The sequence below is a fragment of the Nonomuraea sp. KM90 genome (assembly GCF_052246675.1).
Lineage (GTDB): Bacteria > Actinomycetota > Actinomycetes > Streptosporangiales > Streptosporangiaceae > Nonomuraea.
The window spans coordinates 22,584-46,466 of sequence record NZ_JBQQCB010000087.1; the positions used below are offsets into that span (position 1 = coordinate 22,584).

19 protein-coding genes and 1 pseudogene are annotated in these 23,883 nt (G+C 71.3%); 11 read left to right on the top strand and 9 right to left on the bottom strand.

The window, feature by feature from the left end; genetic code table 11:
- The 3 genes from ACTWPW_RS46045 to ACTWPW_RS46055 all read left to right on the top strand — a co-directional run bounded on the left by ACTWPW_RS46045 (position 1) and on the right by ACTWPW_RS46055 (position 4,542).
- Positions 1-1,410, top strand: coding sequence for an SPFH domain-containing protein (locus ACTWPW_RS46045; protein WP_375113778.1), 1,410 nt, complete (start codon positions 1-3; stop codon positions 1,408-1,410).
- Positions 1,411-1,595: 185 nt separating this feature from the next.
- A complete protein-coding gene (locus ACTWPW_RS46050; RefSeq protein WP_364138042.1) occupies positions 1,596-1,808 on the top strand; it encodes a hypothetical protein in 213 nt (70 codons plus the stop codon).
- Between the two features lie 166 nt (positions 1,809-1,974).
- Positions 1,975-4,542 carry an ATP-binding protein gene (locus ACTWPW_RS46055; RefSeq protein ID WP_443172464.1) on the top strand — a complete coding sequence of 856 codons (2,568 nt, stop codon included), beginning with the start codon at positions 1,975-1,977 and terminating at the stop codon, positions 4,540-4,542.
- A gap of 63 nt (positions 4,543-4,605) precedes the next feature.
- Here ACTWPW_RS46055 and ACTWPW_RS46060 read toward each other — a convergent pair whose 3' ends face one another.
- On the bottom strand, positions 4,606-6,741 hold the full coding sequence (locus ACTWPW_RS46060; RefSeq protein ID WP_443172465.1) for an AfsR/SARP family transcriptional regulator: 2,136 nt from the start codon (positions 6,739-6,741) through the stop codon (positions 4,606-4,608).
- A 132-nt stretch (positions 6,742-6,873) separates the two neighbouring features.
- A complete protein-coding gene (locus ACTWPW_RS46065; RefSeq protein ID WP_443172466.1) occupies positions 6,874-7,737 on the bottom strand; it encodes a MurR/RpiR family transcriptional regulator in 864 nt (287 codons plus the stop codon).
- 327 nt (positions 7,738-8,064) lie between these two features.
- Here ACTWPW_RS46065 and ACTWPW_RS46070 point away from each other — a divergent pair, with 327 nt between their 5' ends.
- Positions 8,065-9,933 carry an adenylyl cyclase gene (locus ACTWPW_RS46070; RefSeq protein ID WP_443172467.1) on the top strand — a complete coding sequence of 623 codons (1,869 nt, stop codon included), beginning with the start codon at positions 8,065-8,067 and terminating at the stop codon, positions 9,931-9,933.
- Between the two features lie 111 nt (positions 9,934-10,044).
- Here the strand turns inward: ACTWPW_RS46070 and ACTWPW_RS46075 are convergent, their stop codons facing one another.
- The 5 genes from ACTWPW_RS46075 to ACTWPW_RS46095 form a co-directional block, all read right to left on the bottom strand.
- A complete protein-coding gene (locus tag ACTWPW_RS46075) occupies positions 10,045-12,183 on the bottom strand; it encodes an ATP-binding cassette domain-containing protein (RefSeq protein WP_443172468.1) in 2,139 nt (712 codons plus the stop codon).
- Positions 12,184-12,340: 157 nt separating this feature from the next.
- Positions 12,341-13,528 carry a cytochrome P450 gene (locus ACTWPW_RS46080; protein WP_443172469.1) on the bottom strand — a complete coding sequence of 396 codons (1,188 nt, stop codon included), beginning with the start codon at positions 13,526-13,528 and terminating at the stop codon, positions 12,341-12,343.
- Entirely contained in the window at positions 13,525-14,286 is a 762-nt protein-coding gene (locus ACTWPW_RS46085; protein WP_375113785.1) for a VOC family protein, read from the bottom strand. Before ACTWPW_RS46085 ends, ACTWPW_RS46080 begins: the two co-directional genes overlap by 4 nt.
- A complete protein-coding gene (locus ACTWPW_RS46090) occupies positions 14,283-15,146 on the bottom strand; it encodes an SDR family NAD(P)-dependent oxidoreductase (RefSeq protein WP_443172470.1) in 864 nt (287 codons plus the stop codon). Before ACTWPW_RS46090 ends, ACTWPW_RS46085 begins: the two co-directional genes overlap by 4 nt.
- A complete protein-coding gene (locus ACTWPW_RS46095; RefSeq protein ID WP_364129813.1) occupies positions 15,143-15,394 on the bottom strand; it encodes an acyl carrier protein in 252 nt (83 codons plus the stop codon). Before ACTWPW_RS46095 ends, ACTWPW_RS46090 begins: the two co-directional genes overlap by 4 nt.
- Before the next feature lie 145 nt (positions 15,395-15,539).
- On the opposite strand from ACTWPW_RS46095, the gene ACTWPW_RS46100 reads away from it, so the two are divergent.
- The 4 genes and pseudogenes from ACTWPW_RS46100 to ACTWPW_RS46115 all read left to right on the top strand — a co-directional run bounded on the left by ACTWPW_RS46100 (position 15,540) and on the right by ACTWPW_RS46115 (position 19,428).
- Positions 15,540-15,947 carry a nuclear transport factor 2 family protein gene (locus ACTWPW_RS46100; protein ID WP_375113787.1) on the top strand — a complete coding sequence of 136 codons (408 nt, stop codon included), beginning with the start codon at positions 15,540-15,542 and terminating at the stop codon, positions 15,945-15,947.
- Positions 15,944-17,395 carry an NDP-hexose 2,3-dehydratase family protein gene (locus ACTWPW_RS46105; protein ID WP_443172471.1) on the top strand — a complete coding sequence of 484 codons (1,452 nt, stop codon included), beginning with the start codon at positions 15,944-15,946 and terminating at the stop codon, positions 17,393-17,395. The genes ACTWPW_RS46100 and ACTWPW_RS46105 overlap by 4 nt, the downstream gene beginning before the upstream one ends.
- 28 nt (positions 17,396-17,423) lie before the next feature.
- Positions 17,424-18,674: pseudogene (locus ACTWPW_RS46110) on the top strand (activator-dependent family glycosyltransferase); the annotation flags it as partial.
- A 10-nt stretch (positions 18,675-18,684) separates the two neighbouring features.
- The gene (locus ACTWPW_RS46115) at positions 18,685-19,428 is read left to right on the top strand and encodes an SDR family NAD(P)-dependent oxidoreductase (protein ID WP_375113790.1); all 744 of its coding nucleotides are present in this window, start codon (positions 18,685-18,687) and stop codon (positions 19,426-19,428) included.
- Positions 19,429-19,508: 80 nt separating this feature from the next.
- Here ACTWPW_RS46115 and ACTWPW_RS46120 read toward each other — a convergent pair whose 3' ends face one another.
- Together ACTWPW_RS46120 and ACTWPW_RS46125 are read right to left on the bottom strand one after the other, a co-directional pair.
- Positions 19,509-20,459 (bottom strand): aromatase/cyclase, encoded by a 951-nt coding sequence (locus ACTWPW_RS46120; RefSeq protein WP_443172472.1) that lies wholly within the window; start codon positions 20,457-20,459, stop codon positions 19,509-19,511.
- 16 nt (positions 20,460-20,475) lie between these two features.
- Positions 20,476-21,258, bottom strand: coding sequence for an SDR family NAD(P)-dependent oxidoreductase (locus ACTWPW_RS46125; protein WP_375113792.1), 783 nt, complete (start codon positions 21,256-21,258; stop codon positions 20,476-20,478).
- A 135-nt stretch (positions 21,259-21,393) separates the two neighbouring features.
- Here ACTWPW_RS46125 and ACTWPW_RS46130 point away from each other — a divergent pair, with 135 nt between their 5' ends.
- The 3 genes from ACTWPW_RS46130 to ACTWPW_RS46140 all read left to right on the top strand — a co-directional run.
- Positions 21,394-21,711, top strand: a complete 318-nt coding sequence (locus ACTWPW_RS46130) for an antibiotic biosynthesis monooxygenase family protein (protein WP_375113793.1) — start codon at positions 21,394-21,396, stop codon at positions 21,709-21,711.
- Positions 21,708-23,057 carry a beta-ketoacyl-[acyl-carrier-protein] synthase family protein gene (locus ACTWPW_RS46135; protein ID WP_443172473.1) on the top strand — a complete coding sequence of 450 codons (1,350 nt, stop codon included), beginning with the start codon at positions 21,708-21,710 and terminating at the stop codon, positions 23,055-23,057. Before ACTWPW_RS46130 ends, ACTWPW_RS46135 begins: the two co-directional genes overlap by 4 nt.
- A gap of 4 nt (positions 23,058-23,061) precedes the next feature.
- The coding region (locus tag ACTWPW_RS46140) for a beta-ketoacyl synthase N-terminal-like domain-containing protein (protein WP_443172474.1) at positions 23,062-23,883 on the top strand (822 nt) is incomplete at its 3' end.

The following is a 23,883-nucleotide window of genomic DNA, read 5'->3' on the forward strand; positions in this document are numbered from 1 at the left end:
ATGAGCACCACTGGCAAGGGCAACCCCTATCTGGAGCAGGTCGTCGCGCAGCAGGCGGTGCTGGAGGACGATCTCCGGGCGCGCCGCGGCGCTCCCACCTCCGCTCCGGCGCCCGGCCCCGGTGCGCCGCCGCCCATGGCGGGGCCGCTGGCCAAGCGCGAGCGCGCGCTCGCCCCGGCGGTGCCGGAGAAGGCGACGCCGGGGGCGGTGGACGTACGGATCACCGGCTTCTGGCGGTGGAAGAACGTGCTAGTGCCGCCGAACGCCTTCGTGGTGCACACCCGGCGGGGCCGGGCGGAGCCGCTGCACATCGGGCTGGGCGTGTCGTTCCGCTTCAACCCGGCCACCGACTCGTTCCTCGTGGTGCCGGGGGCCACCCAGACCATCCTGATCAACGCGTACTGCGTCTGCCAGGAGCTGCAGGGCGTCCTGGTGCAGGGTTACGTGCAGTGGATCATCGACGCCTTCCCCACCGCGTACCGCAAGCTGGACTTCGGCGATCCGGAGGACCCGATGCGGCTGGTCAACCTCCAGCTGCGGGAGCAGGCGGAGGCGGCCATCAAGGACAAGGTCGCCACCATGGGCGTCCGTGACGTGCTCAGCGACAAGCAGCCCATCATCGAGGAGCTGACCGCCCGGCTGCGCGCGGTGGCCGAGGGCGAGGACAACAGCGACCAGGGGCTCGGCCTGCGCATCGTCACCGTCCAGATCAAGGAGGCGGTCGTCAGCTCGTCCCGGCTCTGGGAGAACCTGCAGAAGCCGTACCGGGCCGAGCAGGGGCAGATCGCCCGGCTGGCCGAGCTCCGGTCCGAGGAGGCGATCGCGCAGCGCGAGATGGCGGCCGAGCGGCTCAAGGAGACCCAGCGCCTGGAGTACGAGCGGGAGCTCGCCGAGCTGCGGTCCCGCAACGAGGCGTGGCAGTTCGACACCGAGGTCGCCGAGCAGCTGCGGCGCACGCAGCGCCGGCACGACGACTCCCGGGCCGTGGCCGAGCTGGAGACCGAGACGACCCGGCACGCGCTGCGGATGGAGCGCGAACGGCACGCCGAGGAGGCCGAGACCGGCAGGCTCAGGATCGAGCGGGAGCAGGAGCTCAAGCGCCTGGAGCTCGACGGCGAGCTGGCGCTGGCGCACTCCCGTACCCTCGCCGACCACGAGCGGGCGCTGCTCGACGTGGAGCGCGCGCGGCTGCGGGCCGACATCGACAACGAGCAGACGCCGGCCAGCCTGCAGGCCAAGCTGATCGGCCTGCTGCCCGAGATCCTGGCGCAGCTGCCCAAACCGGAGGAGCTGCGGATGGTCTCGATCAACGGCAGCGACCGCACCACCGTGTCGGGCCTGCTGACCGAACTCGCCACCGTGGTCGGCGTCCTGCGCTCGGCGATCGACGGCGACCGGCCGGGTTCCTGATCGCCGGCCGTCGAACATGAATCTCCGGCGTACGGAATGAACGTTTCAGCCTCTTCGTCCGCCGTCCTTCCATCGCCCCTGGTCAGGCCCGCTCCGCACCCGACGTAGGCCGCGGTGCTGTTCGGCGCGGGAGCGCGGATGCGACAGTGAGAGCACCGCTCACATACCTTCCTGGGAGGAATTGGATGCGCAAGGTACGGGCCTTACTCGTCTCCGCCGCTCTGGCCACCGGCGTGCTCCTGTCCATGACCGCCGCGCCCGCGCAGGCCGACAGCATCCGGTACGCCTACTACCTGCAGGCCGACTGCTACAACGGTGGCAACCTCGGCATCCAGTGGGGCTGGTGGACCTCCTTCCGGTGCTCCTACGAGAACTCGTTCTGGTTCCTCTACGCTTGATGTCGCGGTCCTGGCCGGGCTCGCCGCCGTTCGCCGGTGTGCCGCGCTCGGCCAGTGTCCGCCTCAGGGTGCCGGCTCCGGGGCCTGCGGAGCCCTGCCGTGGCCTCTGGAATTCCGTGGCATAGTTTCCTCCTGATCCAGGCCGGCGACTGCGGGAGAACACTTCATGCCGTCAGGAGCACGCGAGGGCGTCGAGGGGAATCCCACGGCGGGAGAGCCGGAACTGCGGACGTTGTTACGCTTCTGGCGTGAGCGGGCCCTGCTCACCCAAGGGCAGCTGGCAGAGCGGTCGGGCCTCAACGTCCGGACGATCCGCCGGTTGGAGACCGGCTCGCTGGTCCGCCCGCGCAGCGCGTCGATACGGCTGCTGGCAGAGGCGCTCGGCCTGGACGCCGCGGAGCTGTCGGTCCTGGCGCACGCCACGGGCGCGCGGCCGCAAAGTCCTCATCCGGCGCGGATGACGCCGCGGCAGCTGCCCGCCGATGTCGGGACGTTCGTCGGCCGGACGCGGGAGCTCGCCATGCTCGGCGAGATGGGAGACGCGGCCACGGTGGTGATCACCGCCATCGACGGCATGGCGGGCGTCGGCAAGACGGCGCTGGCCGTCCATGCCGCCCATCAGCTCGCCTCCCGCTTCCCCGACGGGAGCCTGTTCGTCGACCTGCACGGCTACACCCAGGGCATGACCGCGGCGGATCCTGCCGACATGCTCGGGCGCGTGCTCGGCACGCTGGGCGTTCCCGGAGAGTCGATCCCCCAGCATGCCGACGACCGCGCGGCGCTGTATCGCAGCCTGCTGGCCGGTCGCAGGATGGTGATCGTGCTGGACAACGCCACCGACGAGGCCCAGGTGCGACCGCTGCTGCCCGGGGCGGGACGCTGTCTGGTGCTGGTCACGAGCCGGCGGCGGCTGGTCGGCCTGGACGGCGCCCTCACGGTGTCGGTGGACGTCCTGCCGCTCGCGGACGCGGTCGCGCTGTTCACCGCGACCGCGGGAGAAGAGCGGGTCGCGGGCGAGCCGCAGGGGGTGCTGGAGGAGCTGGTACGGCGGTGCGGGATGCTGCCGCTGGCGATCCGCGTGGCCGCGGCGCGGCTGAAAGCCCATCCGTCCTGGACCGCAGGGCACCTGCTCGAGCGCTTCGAGCAGCATCGGCGCCGGCTGGGCGAGCTGCAGGCGGGCGAGCGCGGCGTCATCGCCGCCCTGGACCTGTCGTACCGCGAACTCAGCCCGGACGAGCAGCGCGCGTACCGCCTCCTGGCGCTGCATCCGGGAGGGGACATCGCGCCCGAGGCGGCGGCCGCGCTGCTGGACACCACCGTCGCGCGGGCCTCGGAGCTGCTGGACCGGCTGCTGGACGTTCATCTGCAGCAGGAGCCGGTTCCTGGCCGGTACCGGTTCCACGACCTGATCCGGGCCCATGCCGCCCAGATCACCGCCGAGGAGTCCGAGGCCGACCGGCACGCCGCGCGGACCCGGCTGCTGGACCACTACAGCCACGCCGCCTCGGCGGCGATGGATCGCCTCTACCCCTACGAAGCGGACCTGCGGCCGCGCCTTTCACGCGGCACGACGTCCGCGGCAGTGGTGCCGGACGCCGCCGGGTGGCTGGACGCGGAGTTGTCCAACCTGCTGTCCCTTGCGCAGTTCGCCGCCGAGCACGGCTTCCCCCGGCACGCCCGGCAGTTGTCCGCTACCTTGCCTCGGCACCTGCATACCCGCGGCCGCTACGCCGAAGCCGAGAATCTGCACGTGCGGGCTCTGACCGCCGCCCGCGCCGCCGGTGACCGCGCGGGCGAGATGGAGGCGCTCATCGGGCTCGGCGAGATCCGCAACGTGCAGGACCAGCACGAATCAGCCCTTGAGAACAGCTCCAGCGCCCTGGACCTCGCCCGCGCCATCGGTGAGCCCTCCGGCGAGCTCCGGGCACTGAACAATCTCGGTCTCGTCCATCTCGGACGGGCCGCGTACGGCCTGGCCACCGGCTACTTCACGCGGGCGTTGAGCATCGCCCGCGAGATCGGCCACCGTACCGGTGAGCTGGACGCGTTGATCGCTTCCAGCCATGTCCACCGGGTGAGGGGAGAGCACCAGCAGGGCATCGACCGCCTGACACGGGCGCTGAGCATCGCCCGCACGATCGGTCACCACACCACCGAAGCGCGAGGCTTGATCGGCCTCGGATACCTCCATCTCGCGCGGGACGAGCCGGGGCCGGCCGCCGGTTACTTCACGCAGGCACAGAGCCTGGCTCGGCGCGTGAACTACACGGTCGGGGAGCTCGGCAGCCTCACCGCCCTCGGCGAACTGCACCGGCGGCAGGGCCGGCACGCGCAGGCCCGGGACTGCTACCAGCGAGTCGTCGACCTCGCGCGCGAGATCGGCAACCGCAACTGGGAGTTCGAGGCCATCCACGGAATGGGGCGCCTGCACCATGAGCACGGCCGGCACGACCAGGCTCTGGACGACCACCGCCGTGCACTCGACCTGGCCTCTGACCTCGACCATCTGGGTGACCAGGCCCGCGCCCGCGACGGTCTCGCGCACGCCCACGCCGCCCTCGGCCGGCACGACCAGGCCTACGGCCACTGGACCGAGGCCCTGATCCTCCTCACCGAACTCGGCATCGACCGAACCGAGGAGCGAGGTGTCGACGTCGAGCACATCCGGGGCCACCTCGCCCGCCTCGTGCAGGCGACCCGTCAGCCGACGGCGTTGGCCGACTCTCCGTCATGAGCCGGAAGGCACCCACCCCTCGCCTGGCCGCGTCGCGTTCGGGATCCGAGCGTGCGCAGGCGCTCACTGGTCGCGATCGTCTTGTTCCTCCGGCCCGCCGGCGGCGCCCGTCGCGCGCCGATCGGCCTCCGCTTCCGCCCCGTCGGCCACCTCGGCGGCATGGGCGCGGACCAGGTCGTGGAAACGGTAGCGGCCGGGAGCGGGCTCCTGCAGCAGGTGAACCCCGTGCAGCCGATCCAGCAGCACCGAGGCGTCCCTGACGCTGGTCGCCAGCAGAGCGGCGGCGGCATCGCGGGTGATGTCCATCCCGGCGTGCAGCCCCAGCAGCCGGTACGCGCGTCGCTCCGCGACGGTGAGCGCCCGGTACGACAGGTCGAACGCGGCGCTGACGCTGCGCTGACCGGCATGCAGTTCGCCCAGCCGGCGCCCGGGGCGCGCCAGCCGCTCCAGCAGATGGCGCGCGCCCCAGGCCGGATGGGCCTTCAGCCGGGCCGCGGCGAGCCGGATCGCCAGTGGCAGCAGCCCGCACCGCCGCACCACCTCGGCCAGCACCTCCGCCGGTGTGCCCGCGACCCGCTCCTTCCCGGCGGTTTCGGTGAACAGCGCGATCGCGTCCGCCGGCGGCAGGACGTCCACCGACACCGTCCACGCGTCGTCCAGGCTGACCAGCCGCCGCCGGCTCGTGATCAGGACGAGACAGTTTCCCGCCCCGGGCAGCAGCGGCCGTACCTGGGCCTCGTTCGCGGCGTTGTCCAGCACGATCAGCATCCTCCGGCCGGCCAGCACGCTGCGGTACAAGGCGGCCCGGTCATCGACGTGCCGCGGAAGCGTCTCCCCGGGCACGCCCAGCACGCCGAGCAGGTGGCCGAGCGTGTCCGCGGGGTCCGCCGGAGCCGTCCCGCGAGTGAAACCGTGCAGATCGACGAACAGGTCGCCGTCGGGGAAACGGGAGGCCAGCAGGTGCCCGGCGCGTACGGCCAGCGCGGTCTTGCCGGCCCCCGCCATGCCGTCGATGACGGTGATCGCCACCGTGTCCGCGTCACCGATGCGGTCCAGCACGGCCAGCTCCCCCTCCCGGCCGACGAACGCCACCACATCGGTGGGCAGCTGCCGCGGCGTCGCTCGCGCCGGAAGAGGGCCGCCCGGTGCCTCGCCGGTGGACCGCATGATGATCGACAGCTCCGTGGCGTCCTGGCCCAGCGCCTCGGCGAGCTTCCGTAACGACGTGCTGCGCGGCCGGCGCAGCTCGCCCGCCTCCAACCGGCGGACGGTGCGGACGTTGAGCCCCGCTCGCGCCGCCAGCTGGTCCTGCGTCAGCAGCGCCTGCTCCCGCCAGGTGCGGATCAACGTGCCGAACGCGGGCTCCGGGGTCGCCGGGGTGTCGTTCCGCTCTGCCGCCGGCCTCGTTGCGAACGTGGTGACGTCGTCATCCTCCTGGCCATGCAGCGGCGAGCGCTCCCGCGGCTCGTGCTGCCGGGTGAGTATGTCCTGGTGGAGCTCGCGCAGCTCGGCGTTGGGCTCGATGCCGAGCTCCTCCTTGAGGAGGCGGGAAACGGTGCGGTACGCGTCGAGGGCGTCGGCCTGCCGCCCGGTCCGGTGGAGCGCGGTCATGAGCTGGGCCCAGAACCGCTGCCGCAAAGGGTGCTCGGCGGTCAGGCGCCGCAGCTCCGGCACGAGCGCGGCGCTCCGCCCCAGCTGGGCGTCGATGTCCACGCGACGCTCGATGGCTCGCAGGCGTAGCTCGATGAGAGGGGGGACGTCGGTCCGGTGGAGTACGTCCGATTCGACGTCGGCGCATACAGGCCCACGCCACAAGGCGAGAGCCTCGTGGAGGAGACGCCCCTCCAGCACCGGGTTCGCCGCGCCGGCGGCCGACCGGATCAGGTGCCGGAATTCCAGCAGATCCAGTTGGTCCGGCTCCAGGCGGGCGACGTAGCCACCCCCGTCGGTGCGGATCGAGTCGGTCAGGTCCAAGGACTGCCGGAGGCGCACGACGCTGGTCTGCAGGACCCGGCGCGGATCGCGCGGCAGGTCCCGACCCCACAGCCGCTCGGCGAGCCGGTCGGACGGGACGACCTGGTTGGGCCGGAGCAGGAGCGCCGCGAGCAAGGTCCGCATCTTGCCGCCGGGGACCGCCACCCTCGTCCCGTGACGGACCACCGACAGAGGGCCGAGCACCGAGAACCGTACAGGGATCACAGCACCTTGCTTTCTACGCTGCTCGTCACTACGGGGTGAGGGCCGCCGTGCTCTCCCGGCTGGTCCGGAGAAGGGCGTCCGGCATCTGAGCCGCCGCGCCATCCGGCCGGGCGTGAGCGACGGAGCAGGCCATCAGGTCGCGTCCTTGCGCGGCGCCACGGCTTTCCGCGCGGCCAGCATGGTTTCGCCGGCCCGTTCGAAGGCGGATTGGGCCGTGGCGATGAAGAGCAGGTCGATCACCGCGAGCTGACCGTGTCTCGTGCACAGGGCCTCCGTACGCAGCCCCGACTGGCGGACGGCGGTGATCAGGGCGAGCTCCGCCCGCTTCGCCAGCGGGGAGTCGGCGTCGTTGGTGATGGCGATCGTGGTCGCGCCGTTCGCGGACGCCTTGCCGATCAGATCGACCGTCTCCTGCGTACGGCCGGTGTGGGAGATCCCGATGACGACGTCCAGCGGGCCGAGCAGTGCCGCCGCGCTGAGCGCGAGATGCGTGTCGACGGTGACCCATGCCGGGCTGCCGATCGAGTGCAGCCGCTGCTGGAGCTCCGAGGCCACGGTGCCGCTGCCGCCGATGCCGAACACCCACACCCGAGGAGCTCCCGCCACCGCCAGCGCGGCCCGCTCGACGACGTCGAGGTCGAGGCCGCCCAGCGTGTCGCTCACCGCCTGCCTGACGGCGCCGGAGACGACCTCGGCGATGCGCGGGATGCTGTCGCCCTCCCGCACATCGGCGCCCATCCTCGAGCTCCACGGCTCGGCCTTGATCCGGCCGCTGTCGGAGGCCAGCGCGATCCGCATCTCGGCGTATCCGCCCAGTCCGAGCACCCGGCACAAGCGGGTGATGCTGCCGGTGGACACCCCGCACCGAGCGGCAAGATCGACAATGGTCATGCGCGCCACCGCATCGGGGTCGTCGAGCACTCGCGCGGCGACGGTCCGCTGGGCAGCGGGCATCGAGGGGGCCAGTTCATGCAGCCTGGCAATGATGCCCTCCACTGGCCGACCCACTTCCCCGTCATTCGCCACCAGGTTCACGCAGCCAAAAATTATCCACCGTTCCGCATGAATCGCAGTAATGATGCATGTTTGAGACTGAATTACAATAGGAACGTCACGAAATGCTCTTGACGTGAAGCGTGGTGCTCGTTTTCCGCCGCCTGCATGGAGAACATTTCGCCGCGCCCATGTCGAACGCCCACGTCTTGTGATCCGGCGGGGTAACGCGGTAGAAACAGCCGACCCCATTTTTCGGACCTCGACAGAAGCGCGGCGTACCGAGAGAGCGCTCTCTCACGGTGTGGCCGTAGCGAAAGGAACCACCGTATGACGACCCAGCCTCCCGGTCGCCGCCCGCGCCTCGGCCGGGCGGTCACGCTCGGTCTCGTGCTGGCGACCGCCGTCTTATCGGCGGGACCGGCCGCCGGCGCCGCCACACCGCCCTCCGGCGGCGCGGGCGCTCCCGATCTCGGTCCGAACGTCACCGTCTTCGATCCCGGCATGCCGGTCGGCCAGATCCAGGCGACCCTCGACGCGGCGCACGCCGCCCGGGTCGACGACGAGATGGGCACCGCGCGGCACGCCTACCTGTTCAAGCCCGGCACGTACGGCACCGCCGAGCAGCCGCTGCAGATCAAGGTCGGCTACTACACCGAGATCGCCGGCCTGGGCGCCTCACCCACCGACGTCGTCATCAACGGCAAGGTCGAGGTCTACAACCGCTGCCTGGCGGACGGCGGCACCGGCAACTGCCTCGCGCTGGTCAACTTCTGGCGCACCCTGTCCAACCTGTCGATCAACGTCAACGCGGCCGGGCAGGACGGCTGCCGGGCGTCGGCGAACTTCTGGGCCGTCTCGCAGGCGGTGTCCATGCGCCGGCTCGACATCAGCGGCGGCAACCTGTCGCTGATGGACTACTGCACCGCCGGCCCCCAGTACGCCAGCGGCGGCTTCATCGCCGACTCCAGGCTGCCGTCCGTCACGAACGGGTCGCAGCAGCAGTGGCTGACCCGCAACAGCGAGGTCGCCGGCTGGTCGAACGGCGTGTGGAACCAGGTCTTCGCGGGCGTCGTCGGCGCACCGGACGAGGCCGCGTTCCCGAACCCGCCGTACACCACGCTCGACACCACCCCCGTCAGCCGGGAGAAGCCCTACCTGTACGCCGACGCGCGGGGCGGGCTCAACGTCCGCGTGCCCGCCGCCCAGAAGGGCACCCGGGGCATCACGTGGGCCGGCGGCATGACGCCGGGCCGTACGCTGCCGATCGGCGACTTCTTCGTCGCCAGGCCGTCGGACCCGGTGCAGGTCATCAACAGCCAGCTCGCGCGTGGCAAGCACCTGCTGCTCACGCCCGGCGTGTACGACATCGCGCGGAGCATCGAGATCAGGCGCCCGAACACGGTCGTCCTCGGCCTCGGGCACGCCACGCTGACCGCCGTGCACGGCTCGACCCCGCTCGACGTCGCGGACGTGCCGGGCGTCGTCATCGCCGGCGTGACCATCGACGCGGGCCTCAGGAAGTCGCCGGTGCTGCTGCGGGTGGGCAAGAAGCACGGGGAGCGCCGGAGCTCGGCGGACAATCCGACGACCCTGTCCGACGTCTACTTCCGGGTCGGCGGCCCGCACGTCGGCAAGACCGACGTCGCGCTGGAGGTCAACAGCGACCACGTGCTCATCGACCACGCGTGGGTGTGGCGCGCCGACCACGGCGTCGAGGGCTTCACCGACACCCAGCGCTGGAACACCAACACCGGCCGCAACGGCGCCGTCATCAACGGCGACCACGTGACCGCGACCGGCCTGTTCGTCGAGCACTTCCAGCAGTACAACACGGTCTGGAACGGCGACGACGGCACCACGATCCTCTACCAGAACGAGCTGCCCTACGACCCGCCGGCGCAGGCCGACTGGATGAACGGCGACGTGGAGGGCTGGGCCGGGTACAAGGTCGGCGACCGGGTGAAGACGCACCGCCTCTACGGGGGTGGGGTGTACGTGTTCAACCAGAACAATCCGGAGATCCATACGGAGAACGGGTTCGAGGTGCCGCAGACGCCGGGCGTCCGCCTGCACCACATCATGACGGTCAACCTGAGCGCGGGGATCATCGACCACGTCGTCAACGGCGTGGGGGATGCGGCCGACATGACCAAGGTCGGCGCACCGGTGTACGTCACGGACCATCCGGCCCCGTAGCAGGCACCAAGGGGAGTCGCTCCGCCGGGCGGACGCCGTCGAGCTCGTCCGCCGGCTGGGCCCGCCGCTCCTCGGCCGGGGCTGATCAGCTCTCCGGTCGGCCGGGGCTGATCAGCTCTCCGGGAGGGAGTCGCGCAGGGACTCGGCGGTCAGGGAGTCGCGGGCGGCCAGCAGCTCGCGCGGGGTGCCTTCGAACATGATCTCGCCGCCCGACCGGCCGCCGCGGGGGCCGAGGTCGATGATCCAGTCGGCGTTCTTCACCACGTCGAGGTTGTGCTCGATGACGATCACCGAGTTCCCGTGGTCCACCAGCGTGTTGACGATGTTCAGGAGGCTGTTGATGTCGGACATGTGCAGCCCGGTGGTGGGCTCGTCCAGGACGTAGACGGTGCCCGTCTTGCCGAGCTCCGTGGCCAGCTTGATGCGCTGGCACTCGCCGCCGGACAGCGTGTTCAGCGGCTGCCCGAGCTGGAGGTAGCCGAGCCCGACGTCCACCACCGACCGCAGCTTCTTGCCGATCTTCGGTTCGGTGAAGAAGTCGGCCGCCTCGGCGGCGCTCATGGTCAGCACGTCGCTGATGTTGCGGCCGCGCAGGGTGTGCTCCAGCACCTTCTCGGTGAACCGCTTGCCCGAGCACACCTCGCACACGGTGATCATCGGGTCCATGAAGGCCAGGTCGGTGTAGATGATGCCCTCGCCCTGGCAGTTGGGGCAGGCCCCGGCCGAGTTGAAGCTGAACAGCGAGGCGCTGACGCCGTTCTCCTTGGCGAACTGGCGGCGGATCTCGTCCATGATGCCGGTGTAGGTGGCCGGGTTGGAGCGCCGGTTGGTGGTGACCGCGGACTGGTCGACGATCACCGCGGACGGGTGCTGGGCGCGGAAGACCTGGTGGATGAGGGTGCTCTTGCCGGACCCGGCGACCCCGGTCACCACCGTGAGGACCTCGGTCGGGATCTTGACGGTGATGTTCTTGAGGTTGTGCAGCGAGGCGTCGGTCACCTGGAGATGGCCGGTCGGCCGGCGGAACTCCGGTTTGATCCCCAGTTTCCGCCGCATGCAGTCGCCGGTCAGCGTGTCGGCGGAGTAGAGCCCCTTGACGTCGCCCTCGTACACGATCTCGCCGCCGTGTTTGCCCGCGCGCGGGCCGAGGTCGACGACGTGGTCGGCGACCTCGATGACGTCGCGGTCGTGCTCGACCACCAGGACCGTGTTGCCCTTGTCGCGCAGGTGCCGCATCAGCTTGGTGAGCCGGCGCACGTCTTGGGGGTGCAGGCCGATGGTGGGCTCGTCGAAGATGTAGGCGACCTCGACGAGAGAGCTGTTGAGGTGGCGGATCATCTTGATGCGCTGCGACTCGCCGCCGGACAGGGTGGAGGTCTCGCGGTTGAGGGTGAGGTAGTCGAGCCCGAGGTCGACGAGGTGGCCGAGCCGTTCGAGCAGGTTCTGCACGACGGTGCTCACGTGCGGGGAGGTGATCTCCCTGACGGCCTCGATCAGGTCGTCCGCCTCCAGGGCGGCGAACTCGGCGATGTTGCGGCCGTTGATCCTGCAGGCCAGCACCTCCTTGTTCAGCCGCTGGCCCTCGCAGGTGCGGCAGACCGAGATCGAGACCACGCGTTCGAGCGCCCTGCGGTTCTTGGCGCTCATCTCGTCGGGGTTCTTGCGCAGGTAGAGCCGGTCGAACTTCTCCAGCAGACCTTCGTACTTGGAGTTGATCTGGCCGCCCTGCCAGTCGAGGGCGATGGAGCTGTCGGCGCCGTGGAGCAGCGCGTCCCACTCCTCGCGGCTGTAGTCGCCGAGCTTCTTGTCGTTGTCGAACAGGCCGGCGTTGGCGTACAGCTTCCAGAACCAGCCGCCCACGGCGAAGGCCGGGTGGTCGATGGCTCCCTCGTTGAGCGAGCGCGACTTGTCCAGGAGCTTGTCCAGGTCGAGCTGCATGCGCCGGCCCAGGCCCTCGCAGTCGAGGCACATGCCGGCCGGGTCGTTGAAGGAGAAGGCGTTGGAGTAGCCGACGTGCGGCTCGCCCGCGCGGGAGAAGAGGAGTCTGAGCAGCGCGTACAGGTCGGTGATGGTGCCGACGGTGGAGCGGGAGTTCCCGCCGATGCGCTTCTGGTTGATGATGATGGCCGTCGACAGGCCCTCGATGACGTCCGCGTCCGGCTGACCGTATCGGGGCAGCCGGTTGCGGACGAAGGCGGTGAACGTCTCGTTCAGCTGCCGCTGCGATTCGGCCGCGATGGTGTCGAACACCAGTGACGATTTCCCGGATCCGGACACGCCGGTGAAAACCGTTATCTGATGTTTCGGCACCTCGACCGAAACGTTCTTCAGGTTATTTTCGCGCGCTCCGGCGATCGTGATGAATTTCGGCTGCATACCATCCACGCTAGAAGACATTGCGGTCAATTCATGGCCGCAACCAGGCGGGAAGCTCGGTCAGACGGGCGGTTTGCGATCCCTTCCGCCCCCAGCGCAACTTCTCGAAAGGTACGGCCAGCCGCGCCTCGGGAAAGTCCGTACGCAACACCGAAATCATGACTCTCGACTCCAACTGCGCCAACTGCTCCCCGATGCAGTAGTGGGCGCCGTCGCCGAAGGTCAGCCGCTTGTCCCGCAGCTCGGTGTTGATGCCCTCGATGTCCACGAGCACGGGCGTGCCCTTGGGCAACCGTACCCCGTCGATCACCACCTCCTCCGCGGCGAAGCGCCACAGCGTGTACGGGACGGGCGGGTGCTCCCTGAGCATCGTCTCCACGAACTCCGCCGGGTCGGCGTCGGGGGCGAGGTGCCCGGCGAGCGTCTCGGCCAGCAGGAACCCGAGGAACGACCCGGTCGTGTCGTGCCCGGCGAAGATCAGCCCCATGATCATGTAGATCAGGTGGTCGGCCGACACCTCGCCGAACTCCGCCCGGGCGCGCTCGTAGAGCACCCTGGTCATGCTGTCGGCGGTGCCCTCCATCGCCCCCCGCACGGCCTCGGCCAGCAGCTCCGCCAGCGAGGACGTGTCGTCCTCGGCCTCGTCCGCGGTGCCCAGCGCCATGGCCTTCATCGCGCTGACGGCCTTCCTGGCCGTGACGGGGTCGGTGACCGAGACGCCGAGCAGGTTGCAGATGACCAGCAGCGGGAAGCTGTAGGCGAAGCCGTTGATCAGCTCGGCGGGCTCGCCCTTGGCCTCGGACTCCTCGGCCAGCTCGGTGAACAGGTTGCGGGCGATGGTGGCGATGCGGCCCTCCGCGGCGGACAGCCGGCGCGGGTTGAACGCGGGCGCGTGGATCCGGCGCAGCCGCCGGTGGTCGTCGCCGTCGACCGCGATGATCGTGTACGGGCGCAGCTCCGGGACCGGGCAGTCCAGGCCGTCGTCCACCCCGTGCCAGGACTCGGGCGCGAGGGCGGGATCCTTGACCATCCTCGGGTCCGCCAGCACCGCCTTGGCCAGCGAGTAGTCGGTGATCACCCAGGCCGGGCCGCCCGCCGGCGCCTGGGCCCGCACCAGCCGGCCGCCCGCGCGCAGCTCGTCGTGGACCCGCGGCTTGTCCCGCATCGACTGCATCGGGCATTCGAAGGGGTTCACCTCGACTGCGAGCCTGCTGTTCATGACAGCACCGAGAATCCGGCGCCGTGCGGGTCGAGCAGGTCCGCCCGGCGGCCCAGCGGGGTGTCGGCCGGCGGGTTCTCCACGCTGCCGCCCAGCTCGACGGCCCGGCGTACCGTCTGCTCGACCTCGCTCACCCCGAACGTGACCGCCCAGTGCGGGCGCACCGCGCCCGTGACGCCCAGCTCGCGGGTGCCGCCCACGGTCCGGCCGTCGACCTGCCAGTCCCCGGAGGCGGCCGTCAGGCCGAGCGTGTCGCGGTAGAAGGCGGCGGACCTGGTCGGGTCGGTGGTGACCAGCTCGACCCGGCGTACGGAGCCCGGCCCGCCCATCTCCTCGGCCCCGTCCATCTTCAGCGGCTGCCACACGGCGAAGGCCGCCTGCGCGGGGTCGGCGTAGACCGCCATCCGGCCCAGGCCCATGACCTCCATCGGGGTCATGATGATCTCGCCGCCGGCCAGCGTCACCCGCTCGGTGAGGGCGTCGGCGTCGTCGGTGGTGAAGTAGACCGTCCAGATGGCCGGCATGCCGTGCTGGCCGTCCGGTCCGTAGGGCCGGTGGTACGGCGTGTCGATCTGGTGGTAGGCCACCGCGGCGACCAGCTTGCCGTCGTGGTGGAAGGTCGTGTAGCCGCCGGCCTCCGGTTCGCTGACCTCGGTCGCCGTCCAGCCGAACAGCCGCGTGTAGAAGGTCACGGAGGCGGCCACGTCCGGCGAGCCGAGGTCGAACCAGGACGGCGAGCCGGGGGCGTATCTGCTCACAATGATTCCCTTTCGCTGATGGCCGCGGCGCTGGCGTCCCACAGCCGCGCGGCCAGGTCGGGTTCGGCCGTCGGCCCCTCGATCGGGGCCGGCCGCCGGTCGAAGTAGTAGGCGCCGCGCTCGATCCGGTCCTCCGGCGCGGTGGCCAGCCAGAGCAGCGTGTCGGCGCCCCGCTCGGGGCTGCGCAGGAACGGGTTGTAGCGGAAGTACCAGGAGGCGATGGTGCCCCGGCCCACCAGCGTGCGGACCTGGCCGGGATGGAAGCTGACCGGCAGCACGTCCGGCCACCTCCTGGCGGCCTCCGCGGCGAACAGGATGTTGGCCTGCTTGGAGGTGCCGTAGGCGCGGCCCGAGCTGAACGGGGCCCGCTCGGCGTTGAGGTCGCCGGGGTCGAGCCTGCCCTCGGTGTACGCGCCCGACGACGTCAGGATCAGCCGCCCGCCGGCCAGCCGGTCGCGCAGCGAGCGCGCCAGCAGGAAGCCCGCCAGGTGGTTGGTCTGGATGGTGGTCTCGAAGCCGTCGGGGGTCGTGATCCTCGACCGGAACATGCCGCCCGCGTTGCTCGCCAGCACGTCGATGTGCTCGAAGCGCTCGCGCAGCCGGGCGCCGAGCTCGCGGACGTCGTCCAGGCGGGCGAAGTCGGCGCGGATGCCGTACGGCGGGGCGGCGGAGATCTCGGTCAGCTCGCTCACCACCGACCCCAGCCGCTCAGGATCGCGTCCGACCGCGACCACGGTCGCACCGCGCCGGCCGAACTCCAGCGCGGCCGCCCGCCCGATCCCCGAGGTGGCGCCGGTGACGACCACCGTGTGACCGGTGAGCCCGGGCTCCGTGCGAACGGCCGGTTCAGGCCCGGTCACGTCCGTTCCATCTCGTTGACGAAGCCCAGGAACTCCTTCGGGGTGGTGATCTCGGCGAGCTCGTCCTCCGGCAGCTTGACCCCGCAGGCGCGCTCGACCCGGTGCATGGTCTCGAAGACGGCCAGCGAGTCGAAGCCGAGGTCCTCGAACGTCGTGGTCTCGAAGTCGTCCGTCAGCTCGATGTCGTCGTCGTCACCCGCGACCTGACGCATGATCTGCTTCAGGTCCTCGAGGCTGAACTGAGCCATTTTCCTGCCTCTTCTTCGTCGGCGATGCCCGGACCTCTTGGTCCGCCCGCGCTCAGCTTCGCCGCCGGCCGTGCAATCACGCTCGAACGGCAATGGACCATCACAAGTCAGGCGCCCCTCTAGCCGGAATGGCGATCGTGGCCGCATGAATGCGCACTATGAAGAGGCGCAGCAGTTCTACGCGCGCCAGATGCAGCTGCTGGACTCCGGGGCCACCGACGAGTGGGCCGGCACGTTCGCCGCCGACGGCGTCTTCGAGGTCGGCGACATGGTGGTCCGCGGGGCGGACAACATCGCCGAGGCCGCACGCAAGACGGCGAAGGAGTTCGCCGACGCCGACGTCACCCGCAGGCACTGGATCGGCATGCTGACCGTGGACCCGCATCCCGAGGGGCTGAGGGCACGCAGCTACGCGCTGGTGCTGGAGATCACCGCCGGGGGCGACGTGGTGCCGCGGCGCAGCACCGTCTGCACCGACCTGCTGGTCGGCTCGGCGGACGGCTGGCGCGTCAAGCACCGGCGGGTCACCCGGGACGGGATCGACCCGGCATGAGCCTGAACCTGGGTTACTCGATCCGGTCGCGGCCGGACGGCCGGCTGACGGAGCGCATCGTCCGGTCCATGCTGGCCGACGACTGGCCCGCGGAGTTCTGGGCCTGGTTCACCGAGCGGTCCGCGCAGACCACCCACCACGTGGAACGCGCCTCGCTCGACGAGCTGCCGGGCTGGAGCCGCGACCCGGGTACGGGCGACTACGGCCACCACAGCGGCAAGTTCTTCCGCGTCACGGGCATCGACGTGACCATTCCGGGCGCGCCCGTGCCGCGCTGGAGCCAGCCGATCATCGTGCAGCCCGAGATCGGCATCCTCGGCATCCTGGTCAAGGAGTTCGACGGGGTGCTGCACTGCCTGATGCAGGCCAAGTTCGAGCCGGGCAACGCCAACGGGCTGCAGCTGTCGCCCACGGTCCAGGCCACGCGGAGCAACTTCCAGCGGGTGCACCGGGGCAAGGCCGTCCCCTACCTGGACTACTTCCGCGACTGCGCCCGCCACCGGGTGCTGGCCGACGTGCTGCAGTCCGAGCAGGGGGCGTGGTTCTACCAGAAGTGCAACCGCAACATGATCGTGGAGGTCGACGAGGACGTGCCGGTGGGCGAGAACTTCCGCTGGCTCACCTTCGGCCAGCTGCACCAGCTGCTCGGCGTGGCGAACCTGATCAACATGGACGCCCGCACGGTGCTGTCGTGCCTGCCGTTCACCGGCCTCGACCGGCACCCGCTGAGCGACGCCCCCGAGGACGACTTCCACCTCGCGCTGACGCGCTCGTGCAGCGGCGCGGAGGGCAGCCTGCACGCGATGCCGGAGATCCTGAGCTGGATCACCGGCATCCGGGCGCAGTCGGAGGTGCGCGCCAAGGTCGTGCCGCTGGCCGGGATGCCGCACTGGCACCGGACCGGGGGCCGGATCTCGCACGAGAGCGGGCTGTTCTTCGACGTGATCGGCGTCGACGTGACCACCGGGTCCCGCGAGGTGAGCGGCTGGAGCCAGCCGATGATCGAGCCGTGCGGCAACGGGATCGTGGCCTTCGTCGTCCGCCGCATCGACGGGGTGCTGCACGCGCTGGTGCACGCCAGGGTCGAGCCCGGCTACGTCAACGTGGTGGAGCTCGCGCCCACCGTGCAGTGCACCCCGGAGAACCTGCGCGTGCTGCCGCCGCAGGCCCGGCCGCGGTATCTGGACGTGGTGCTGAACGCCCCCGCCGAGCGGGTGCGCTACTCGGTGGCGCTGTCGGAGGAGGGCGGGCGCTTCCTCAACGCGATCAACACGTACGTGATCGTCGAGGCGGACGTGGACGACGACGCCGACTACCGCTGGATGCCCCTGCACCAGCTGGCCGACCTGCTGAAGCACAGCAACTACCTGAACGTCCAGGCCCGCAGCCTGGTGGCCTGCCTGCAGAGCCTGTCCGCGCCGTCCGTCGCCGCCAAGGTCAGAAGGTGAGTCCTGATGCGCGTCCTGTTCACCACGTTCCCACTTCTACGCCCAGGTCACCGTGGCCTCGGCCCTGAGCACGGCCGGCCACGAGGTGATCGTGGCCAGCCAGCCCGACCTGATCGACACGATCACGGCCGCCGGCCTGACCGCCGTGGCCGTCGGCCCGCAGCTCGACCTGGAGCCCGAGACGCAGCAGGCCACCTCCAGCTTCGCCGGCGACCGCAACCTGGGCGGGCTGGCGATGAGCAACTCCAGGCACGATCCCTTCCCGTGGGAGCGCGGGCTGGGCATGTTCAGCGCGATGACCGCCTTCGTCTTCCAGAACGTCTGCTCCGAGCAGATGGTCGACGACCTCGTCCGGCTGGCCCGCGACTGGCGGCCCGACCTGGTCGTCTGGGATCCCCTGACGCTGGCGGGACCGGTCGCGGCCAAGGCGGTCGGCGCGGCGCACGCGCGGCTGCTGTTCGGCCCCGACCAGATGGCCCGCAACCGGCTGGCCTTCCGCGCGCTGCTCGACGAGCGGCCCCCCGAGCTGCGGGACGACCCGCTGGCCGAGTGGCTGGTCTGGTCGCTGGCCCGCCAGGGCGTACGCCTCGACGAGTGGGACGAGGAGCTCGTGTGCGGCCAGTGGACGATCGACCCGACCCCGGCCTCCATGCGGGCGCCGCTCGGCCTGCACTACGTGAACGTGCGGTACGTGCCCTACAACGGGCGCTCCGCCCTGCCCGGCTGGCTGCGCGAGGACCCCCCGTACCCCAGGAGGGTCTGCCTGACCCTGGGGGTCTCGCTCGGCGAGGTCGAGGACGGCGGGACCGTGGCCGCGGGCGACCTGATGGCCGCGGTGGACGGGCTGGACGTGGAGGTCGTCGCCGCGCTCCCCGCGGAGCTGCGGGAGCGGCTGGGCACGATGCCGCGGAACGTGCGCGCGGTCGACTTCGTCCCGCTCAACGCGCTCCTGCCGTCGTGCGCCGGGATCATCCACCACGGCGGCTCGGGCACCTTCATGACCGCGCTGGCGCACGGCGTACCGCAGCTCGTCGTGCCCGACCTGATGTGGGACTCCAAGGAGAAGTCGCTGGCGCTGACCGCCAGCGGGGCCGGCCTGGTCATCCAGGACCAGGAGAAGCTCTCCCCCGACCATCTGCGCGAGCGGATCACCACGCTGCTCGACGATCCCGCCTACGCGGCCGGAGCCGCGCGGATGCGGGCGGAGATGGTGGGCACGCCGAGCCCGAACGACATCGTGCCGGTACTGGAACGGCTGACCGCGTTGCGAAGAGGATGAGGAGACATCGATGGACCGGACCGTGATCGTCACCGGTGGTGGGTCGGGCATCGGCCGCGCCACCGCGCACGCCTTCGCCGGGCAGGGCTGCGGCGTCCTGATCGTCGGCCGCGACGCCGGCGCGCTCAAGGAGACCGCCGCCCCGTACGACACCGTTCACCCGCTGGAGGCCGACCTGACCGCGGACGGCGCCCCCGAGAGCGTCGCCGCGGCGGCCATGGAGCGCTTCGGCCGGGTCGACGTGCTGGTCAACAACGCCGGGATCGGGATCTTCGGCGGGCTCGGCAGCCTCGGCCGGGCGCAGGTCGAGGCGCAGGTCGCCACGAACCTCGTCGCGCCGATCCTGCTGACCCAGGCGCTGCTCGGCCCGCTGACCGCCGCCCAGGGGGTGGTGGTCAACATCGGCTCGGCCGGCGCCCTCGGGCTGCGCTCCTGGCCGGACAACGCGGTGTACGGCGCCACCAAGGCCGGGCTCGACCTGCTGACCAGGTCGTGGGCCGTGGAGCTCGGCCCCCGCGGGATCCGCGTGGTCGGGGTGGCGCCCGGCGTGATCGACACCGCCGCCGGGGTACGGGCGGGGATGCCCGAGGCCGCCTACGCCGCCTTCCTGGACGGCATGCGCTCGCGGGTGCCCACCGGCCGGATCGGCACGCCGGAGGAGGTCGCCTGGTGGATCACCCAGCTCGCCTCCCCCGAGGCCGCGTACGCCAGTGGCGCCGTCCTCGCCGTGGACGGCGCCCTGTCCGTCACATGACCGTCCGTCACATGATCGACAGCCACGTGACCGCCGGCGAGCCCCACGCCGGCGGTCACGTGGTCGTCAGCGCGTGATCGTCAGCGTGGGCCCGCGCCGACGCGGCTCTCGGCGTAGTCCTTGGCCGCGTTCAGCGTCAGCATGCTGTTGCCGCTCAGCGCCTTGCGCGCCAGGTCGCGGGCCTGCGCCACGGTTCCCTGCGCGCCGAGCACGTCGGTGACCCGGTCGGCGGCGATGCCCACCGTGTGCGCCGAGGTCACCACGGTCCTGTCGCCGTCCGGCCGCACCGTCCACCGGCCGGTGTGCAGCGACAGCAGGGGCGGGGTGCGCAGCTGCTTGTAGACGATGAGGTGATCGGGGAAGCACACCCGCACCGAGGTCGTGGTGTGCGTCGACCCGTCGCGCGAACGCGTCTCCATCTCCATGAGCTGCAGGTTGGGCGTCTCCTCGGTCACCGTGATCGCGGCCACGTGGGTCAGCCGCTCGTGCCACAGGTCGGCGCGGTGGAGGAACTCGTAGACGCCGGCCGCCGATCCCCGCACGGTCACGGAGTCCTCGAAGGTCATGAGCCGGTCACCGGGGCTCTCCACGGCGCGGCGCAGGGCGGCCAGCTCGGCCTCGCTGTTGCGGTTGACCGCGTTGGTGATCCACCTCACCGACGCGCTGTCGTCGTCGGCGGCGCGGAAGTCGTGCGTCAGCCGTACCCGCGTGCTCCCGCGGCCGCCGGGCTCGACGATCCATTCCCCGCCCATCGCCGCCACGGGGTGCGACGACTTCTCCTGGCGGAAGCGGATGCGCAGCCTTTCGCGGTCGAACTCCCGCCGGGACGTCCAGCCCTTCGGCTTGCCGTTGGCGGTCGCCCAGATGCGGATGCGTTCCTCGTGGTCGTCGTGCGAGAGCAGCTCGACGTGCACGGTGGGCGGGAAGACGGCCGGCCACGTGCCCGCGTCGGCGAGCACCGCGTACACCGCCGCCGGCTCGGCCGAGACGGTGATCTGATGTTCGGTCTCGTGGATGGCTGACGTCGCCATGGATCTCTCCGGTCTCTCAGTAGTTCCCTAGTCCGCCGCAGACGTTGATCGCCTGCGCGGTGATCGACGCGGCCGTGTCCGAGACCAGGTAGCGCACCATCCCGGCGACCTCCTCGGGCGTGGAGTAGCGGCCGAGCGGGATCTTGTTCTCGAACCGGGCGAGCACCTCCTCCTCCGTGGTCCCCCAGAAGGCCGCGTACCGCTGGCGCACCCCCTGCGCCATCGGCGTCTCGACGTAGCCGGGGCAGACGGCGTTGACCGTGATGTTCGTCTTGGCCAGCTCCAGCCCCAGCGCCTTGGTCAGGCCGACGACCCCGTGCTTGGACGCCGAGTACGGCGCGGCCAGCACGACCCCCTGCTTGCCCCCCGTCGAGGCGATGTTGACGATGCGCCCCCGACCGTGCTCCAGCATGCCGCCGGTGGTGAGTGCCGCCCTGGTCACCCGGAAGGCGCCGTTGAGGTTGGTCTCGATGACGTCGAGCCACAGCTCGTCGGCGATCTCGGCGGTGGCTCCGCCGCCGCCGCGGCCGGCGTTGTTGACCAGGATGTCGATCGGGCCGTAGCGGTCGCGCGCGGCGCGGACCAGCTCCTCGATCGCGGCGGGGTCGCGCACGTCGCAGGCGGTCCCGTCGACGTCCATCCCGGACTCGCGCAGTTGCTTGACGGTCAGCGCGACCGCGTCGGCGTCCCGCGCGCAGAGGAACACCCGGGCGCCGTCACCTCCGAGGGCGCGGACGATGGCCAGACCGATGCCGCTGGTACCGCCGGTGACCAGCGCGTGGGGGCCTTGGTCGGACATGAGTTCTCCCTTCGGTCGGCGTCAGAGTCGCACCGCCCGCTCGAATGGCGGTGGACGACCTGAGTTCGAGCGCGCCCCAAGAGCCGTGGCGCAGCGTCGTGCTGAACGGACAACGCTGTCGACCGAGGAGCACGAATGCCACACGTCACTTTCGTGAACAGGTTCCTGCTGCATGCGCCGGCGGAGGAGTTCGAGCGAGTGTTCGCCGCCACGTCGGAGTTCATGGCCGAGCAACCGGGCTTTCTGTGGCACATGCTGCTGCGGCCCCTCGAATCGGACAAGGACGGCCGCTACGTGAACGTGGCGGCCTGGCGGGACGCGCAGGCGTTCCGGGCCGCGGTGGCGCATCCCGGCTTCGGGCCGCACGCCGCCGCGCTGCGCGAGCTGGCCACCAGCGAGCCCGCCCTGTACGAGACGCGCCAGACGCGCACCGCCGTCACGGAGCCGGCATGACCAGGGCCGGCGGGAACGGGGCCAGTACGAACGGAGCCCGTACGAACGGAGCCGGGGCGAACGGGGCCGGGGCGAACGGGGCCGGCGCGGGGAGGCGCGTGGTGATCACGGGGCTCGGCGTGGTCGCCCCGGGAGGCATCGGGGTCAAGCCGTTCTGGGACTTCCTGCTGTCCGGCGCCACCGCCACCCGGACGATCAGCACGTTCGACCCGTCGCCGTTCCGTTCCCAGATCGCCGCCGAGTGCGACTTCGACCCCGAGCTGGCCGGGCTGTCCGCGCAGGACGCCGACCGGCTGGACCGGGCGGCCCAGTTCGCCGTGGTCGGCTGCCGCGAGGCGGTGGCCGACGCGGGGCTGCGCATCGACGAGGCCGCCGCGCACCGGGCCGGGGTGGCGCTCGGCAGCGCCGTCGGCTGCACGCAGAAGCTGGAGTCCGAGTACGTGGCCATCAGCGGCGGCGGCGCGACCTGGGAGGTCGACCACACCCGGGCCTCCAGCCACCTCTACGACTATTTCGTGCCCAGCTCCATGGCGGCCGAGCTGGCCTGGGCGGCCGGCGCGGAGGGGCCGGTGTCGATCGTGTCGGCGGGGTGCACCTCGGGCATCGACGCGGTCGGCTACGCGGCCGAGCTGATCCGCGAGGGCACGGTGGACGTGATGATCGCGGGCGGCACCGACGCGCCGATCGCGCCCATCACCGTCGCCTGCTTCGACGCGATCAAGGCCACCTCCAGCTACAACGACGACCCGGCCACCGCCTCGCGGCCCTTCGACCGCACCCGCAACGGGTTCGTGCTGGGCGAGGGCGGCGCGATCCTCGTGCTGGAGGAGGCCGAGTCGGCCAGGCGGCGGGGGGCGCGCGTCTACGCCGAGATCGCCGGGTACGCCTCGCGCAGCAACGCGTACCACATGACCGGCCTGCGGCCCGACGGCGCGGAGATGGCCGCGGCGATCACCGCGGCGCTGGACGAGGCCCGCTGCGACCCCTCCGAGATCTCCTACGTCAACGCGCACGGCACGGCCACCAAGCAGAACGACCGTCACGAGACCGCCGCGTTCAAGCGGGCGCTCGGCGCGGACGCCTACCGGGTGCCGATCAGCTCGATCAAGTCCATGATCGGCCATTCCCTGGGCGGGATCGGCTCGCTGGAGGTGGCGGCCAACGCGCTGGCCGTGGCCCATGACGCGATCCCGCCCACCGCGAACCTGCGCGAGCCCGACCCCGAGCTGGACCTGGACTACGTGCCGGTGACCGCGCGGGAGCAGCCGGTCGGCACGGCGCTGACCGTGGGCAGCGGGTTCGGCGGTTTCCAGAGCGCCATGGTGCTGCGCGAGTTCGAGGGGTGAGCCGATGACCGACGTGATGGTGACGGGGGCGGGCGTGGTCGCCCCCAACGGGCTCAGCCCCGGCGACTACTGGACGGCCGTGCTGAACGGCCGCAGCGGGATCCGGCCCACGACCGCCACCGGCCCGGTCGCCTCGCCCGCGCCGCTGAGCGGGCAGGTGGACGCGTTCGTGGCCAAGGAGCACCTGCCCGGCCGGCTGCTGCCGCAGACCGACCCCATGACGCGGTACGCGCTGTTCGCCGCCGGACGGGCGATCGAGGAGTCCGGGGTCGAACCGGACGCGCCGCTGGACATGGGGGTGATCACCGCCAGCGCCTCGGGCGGCTTCGACTTCGGCCAGCGCGAGCTGCAGCACCTGTGGAGCGAGGGGCCCGACCACGTCAGCGCGTACATGTCGTTCGCCTGGTTCTACGCGGTCAACACCGGCCAGATCTCGATCAGGCACGGCCTGCGCGGGCCCGTCGGCGTGCTCGTGACGGAGCAGGCGGGCGGCCTGGACGCGGTCGCGCACGCCCGGCGCAAGATCGTCGCGGGCGCGCGGCTGATGGTGACCGGCGGCATGGACTCCTCCCTCTGCCCGTACGGCCTGGCCGCCCAGGTGCGCTCCGGCCGGTTGAGCACGGGCTCCGACCCGGCCACGGCCTACCTCCCGTTCGATCGCCGCGCGCGGGGCCACGTGCCCGGCGAGGGCGGCGCGATGTTCACCCTGGAAGAGGCGGACGGGCAGGACCGGCGCGGGTACGGCCGGATCGCCGGGTACGGCGCCAGCTTCGACCCCCCGCCGGGCTCGGGACGCCCGTCCACCCTGGTCAGGGCCATCGAGACG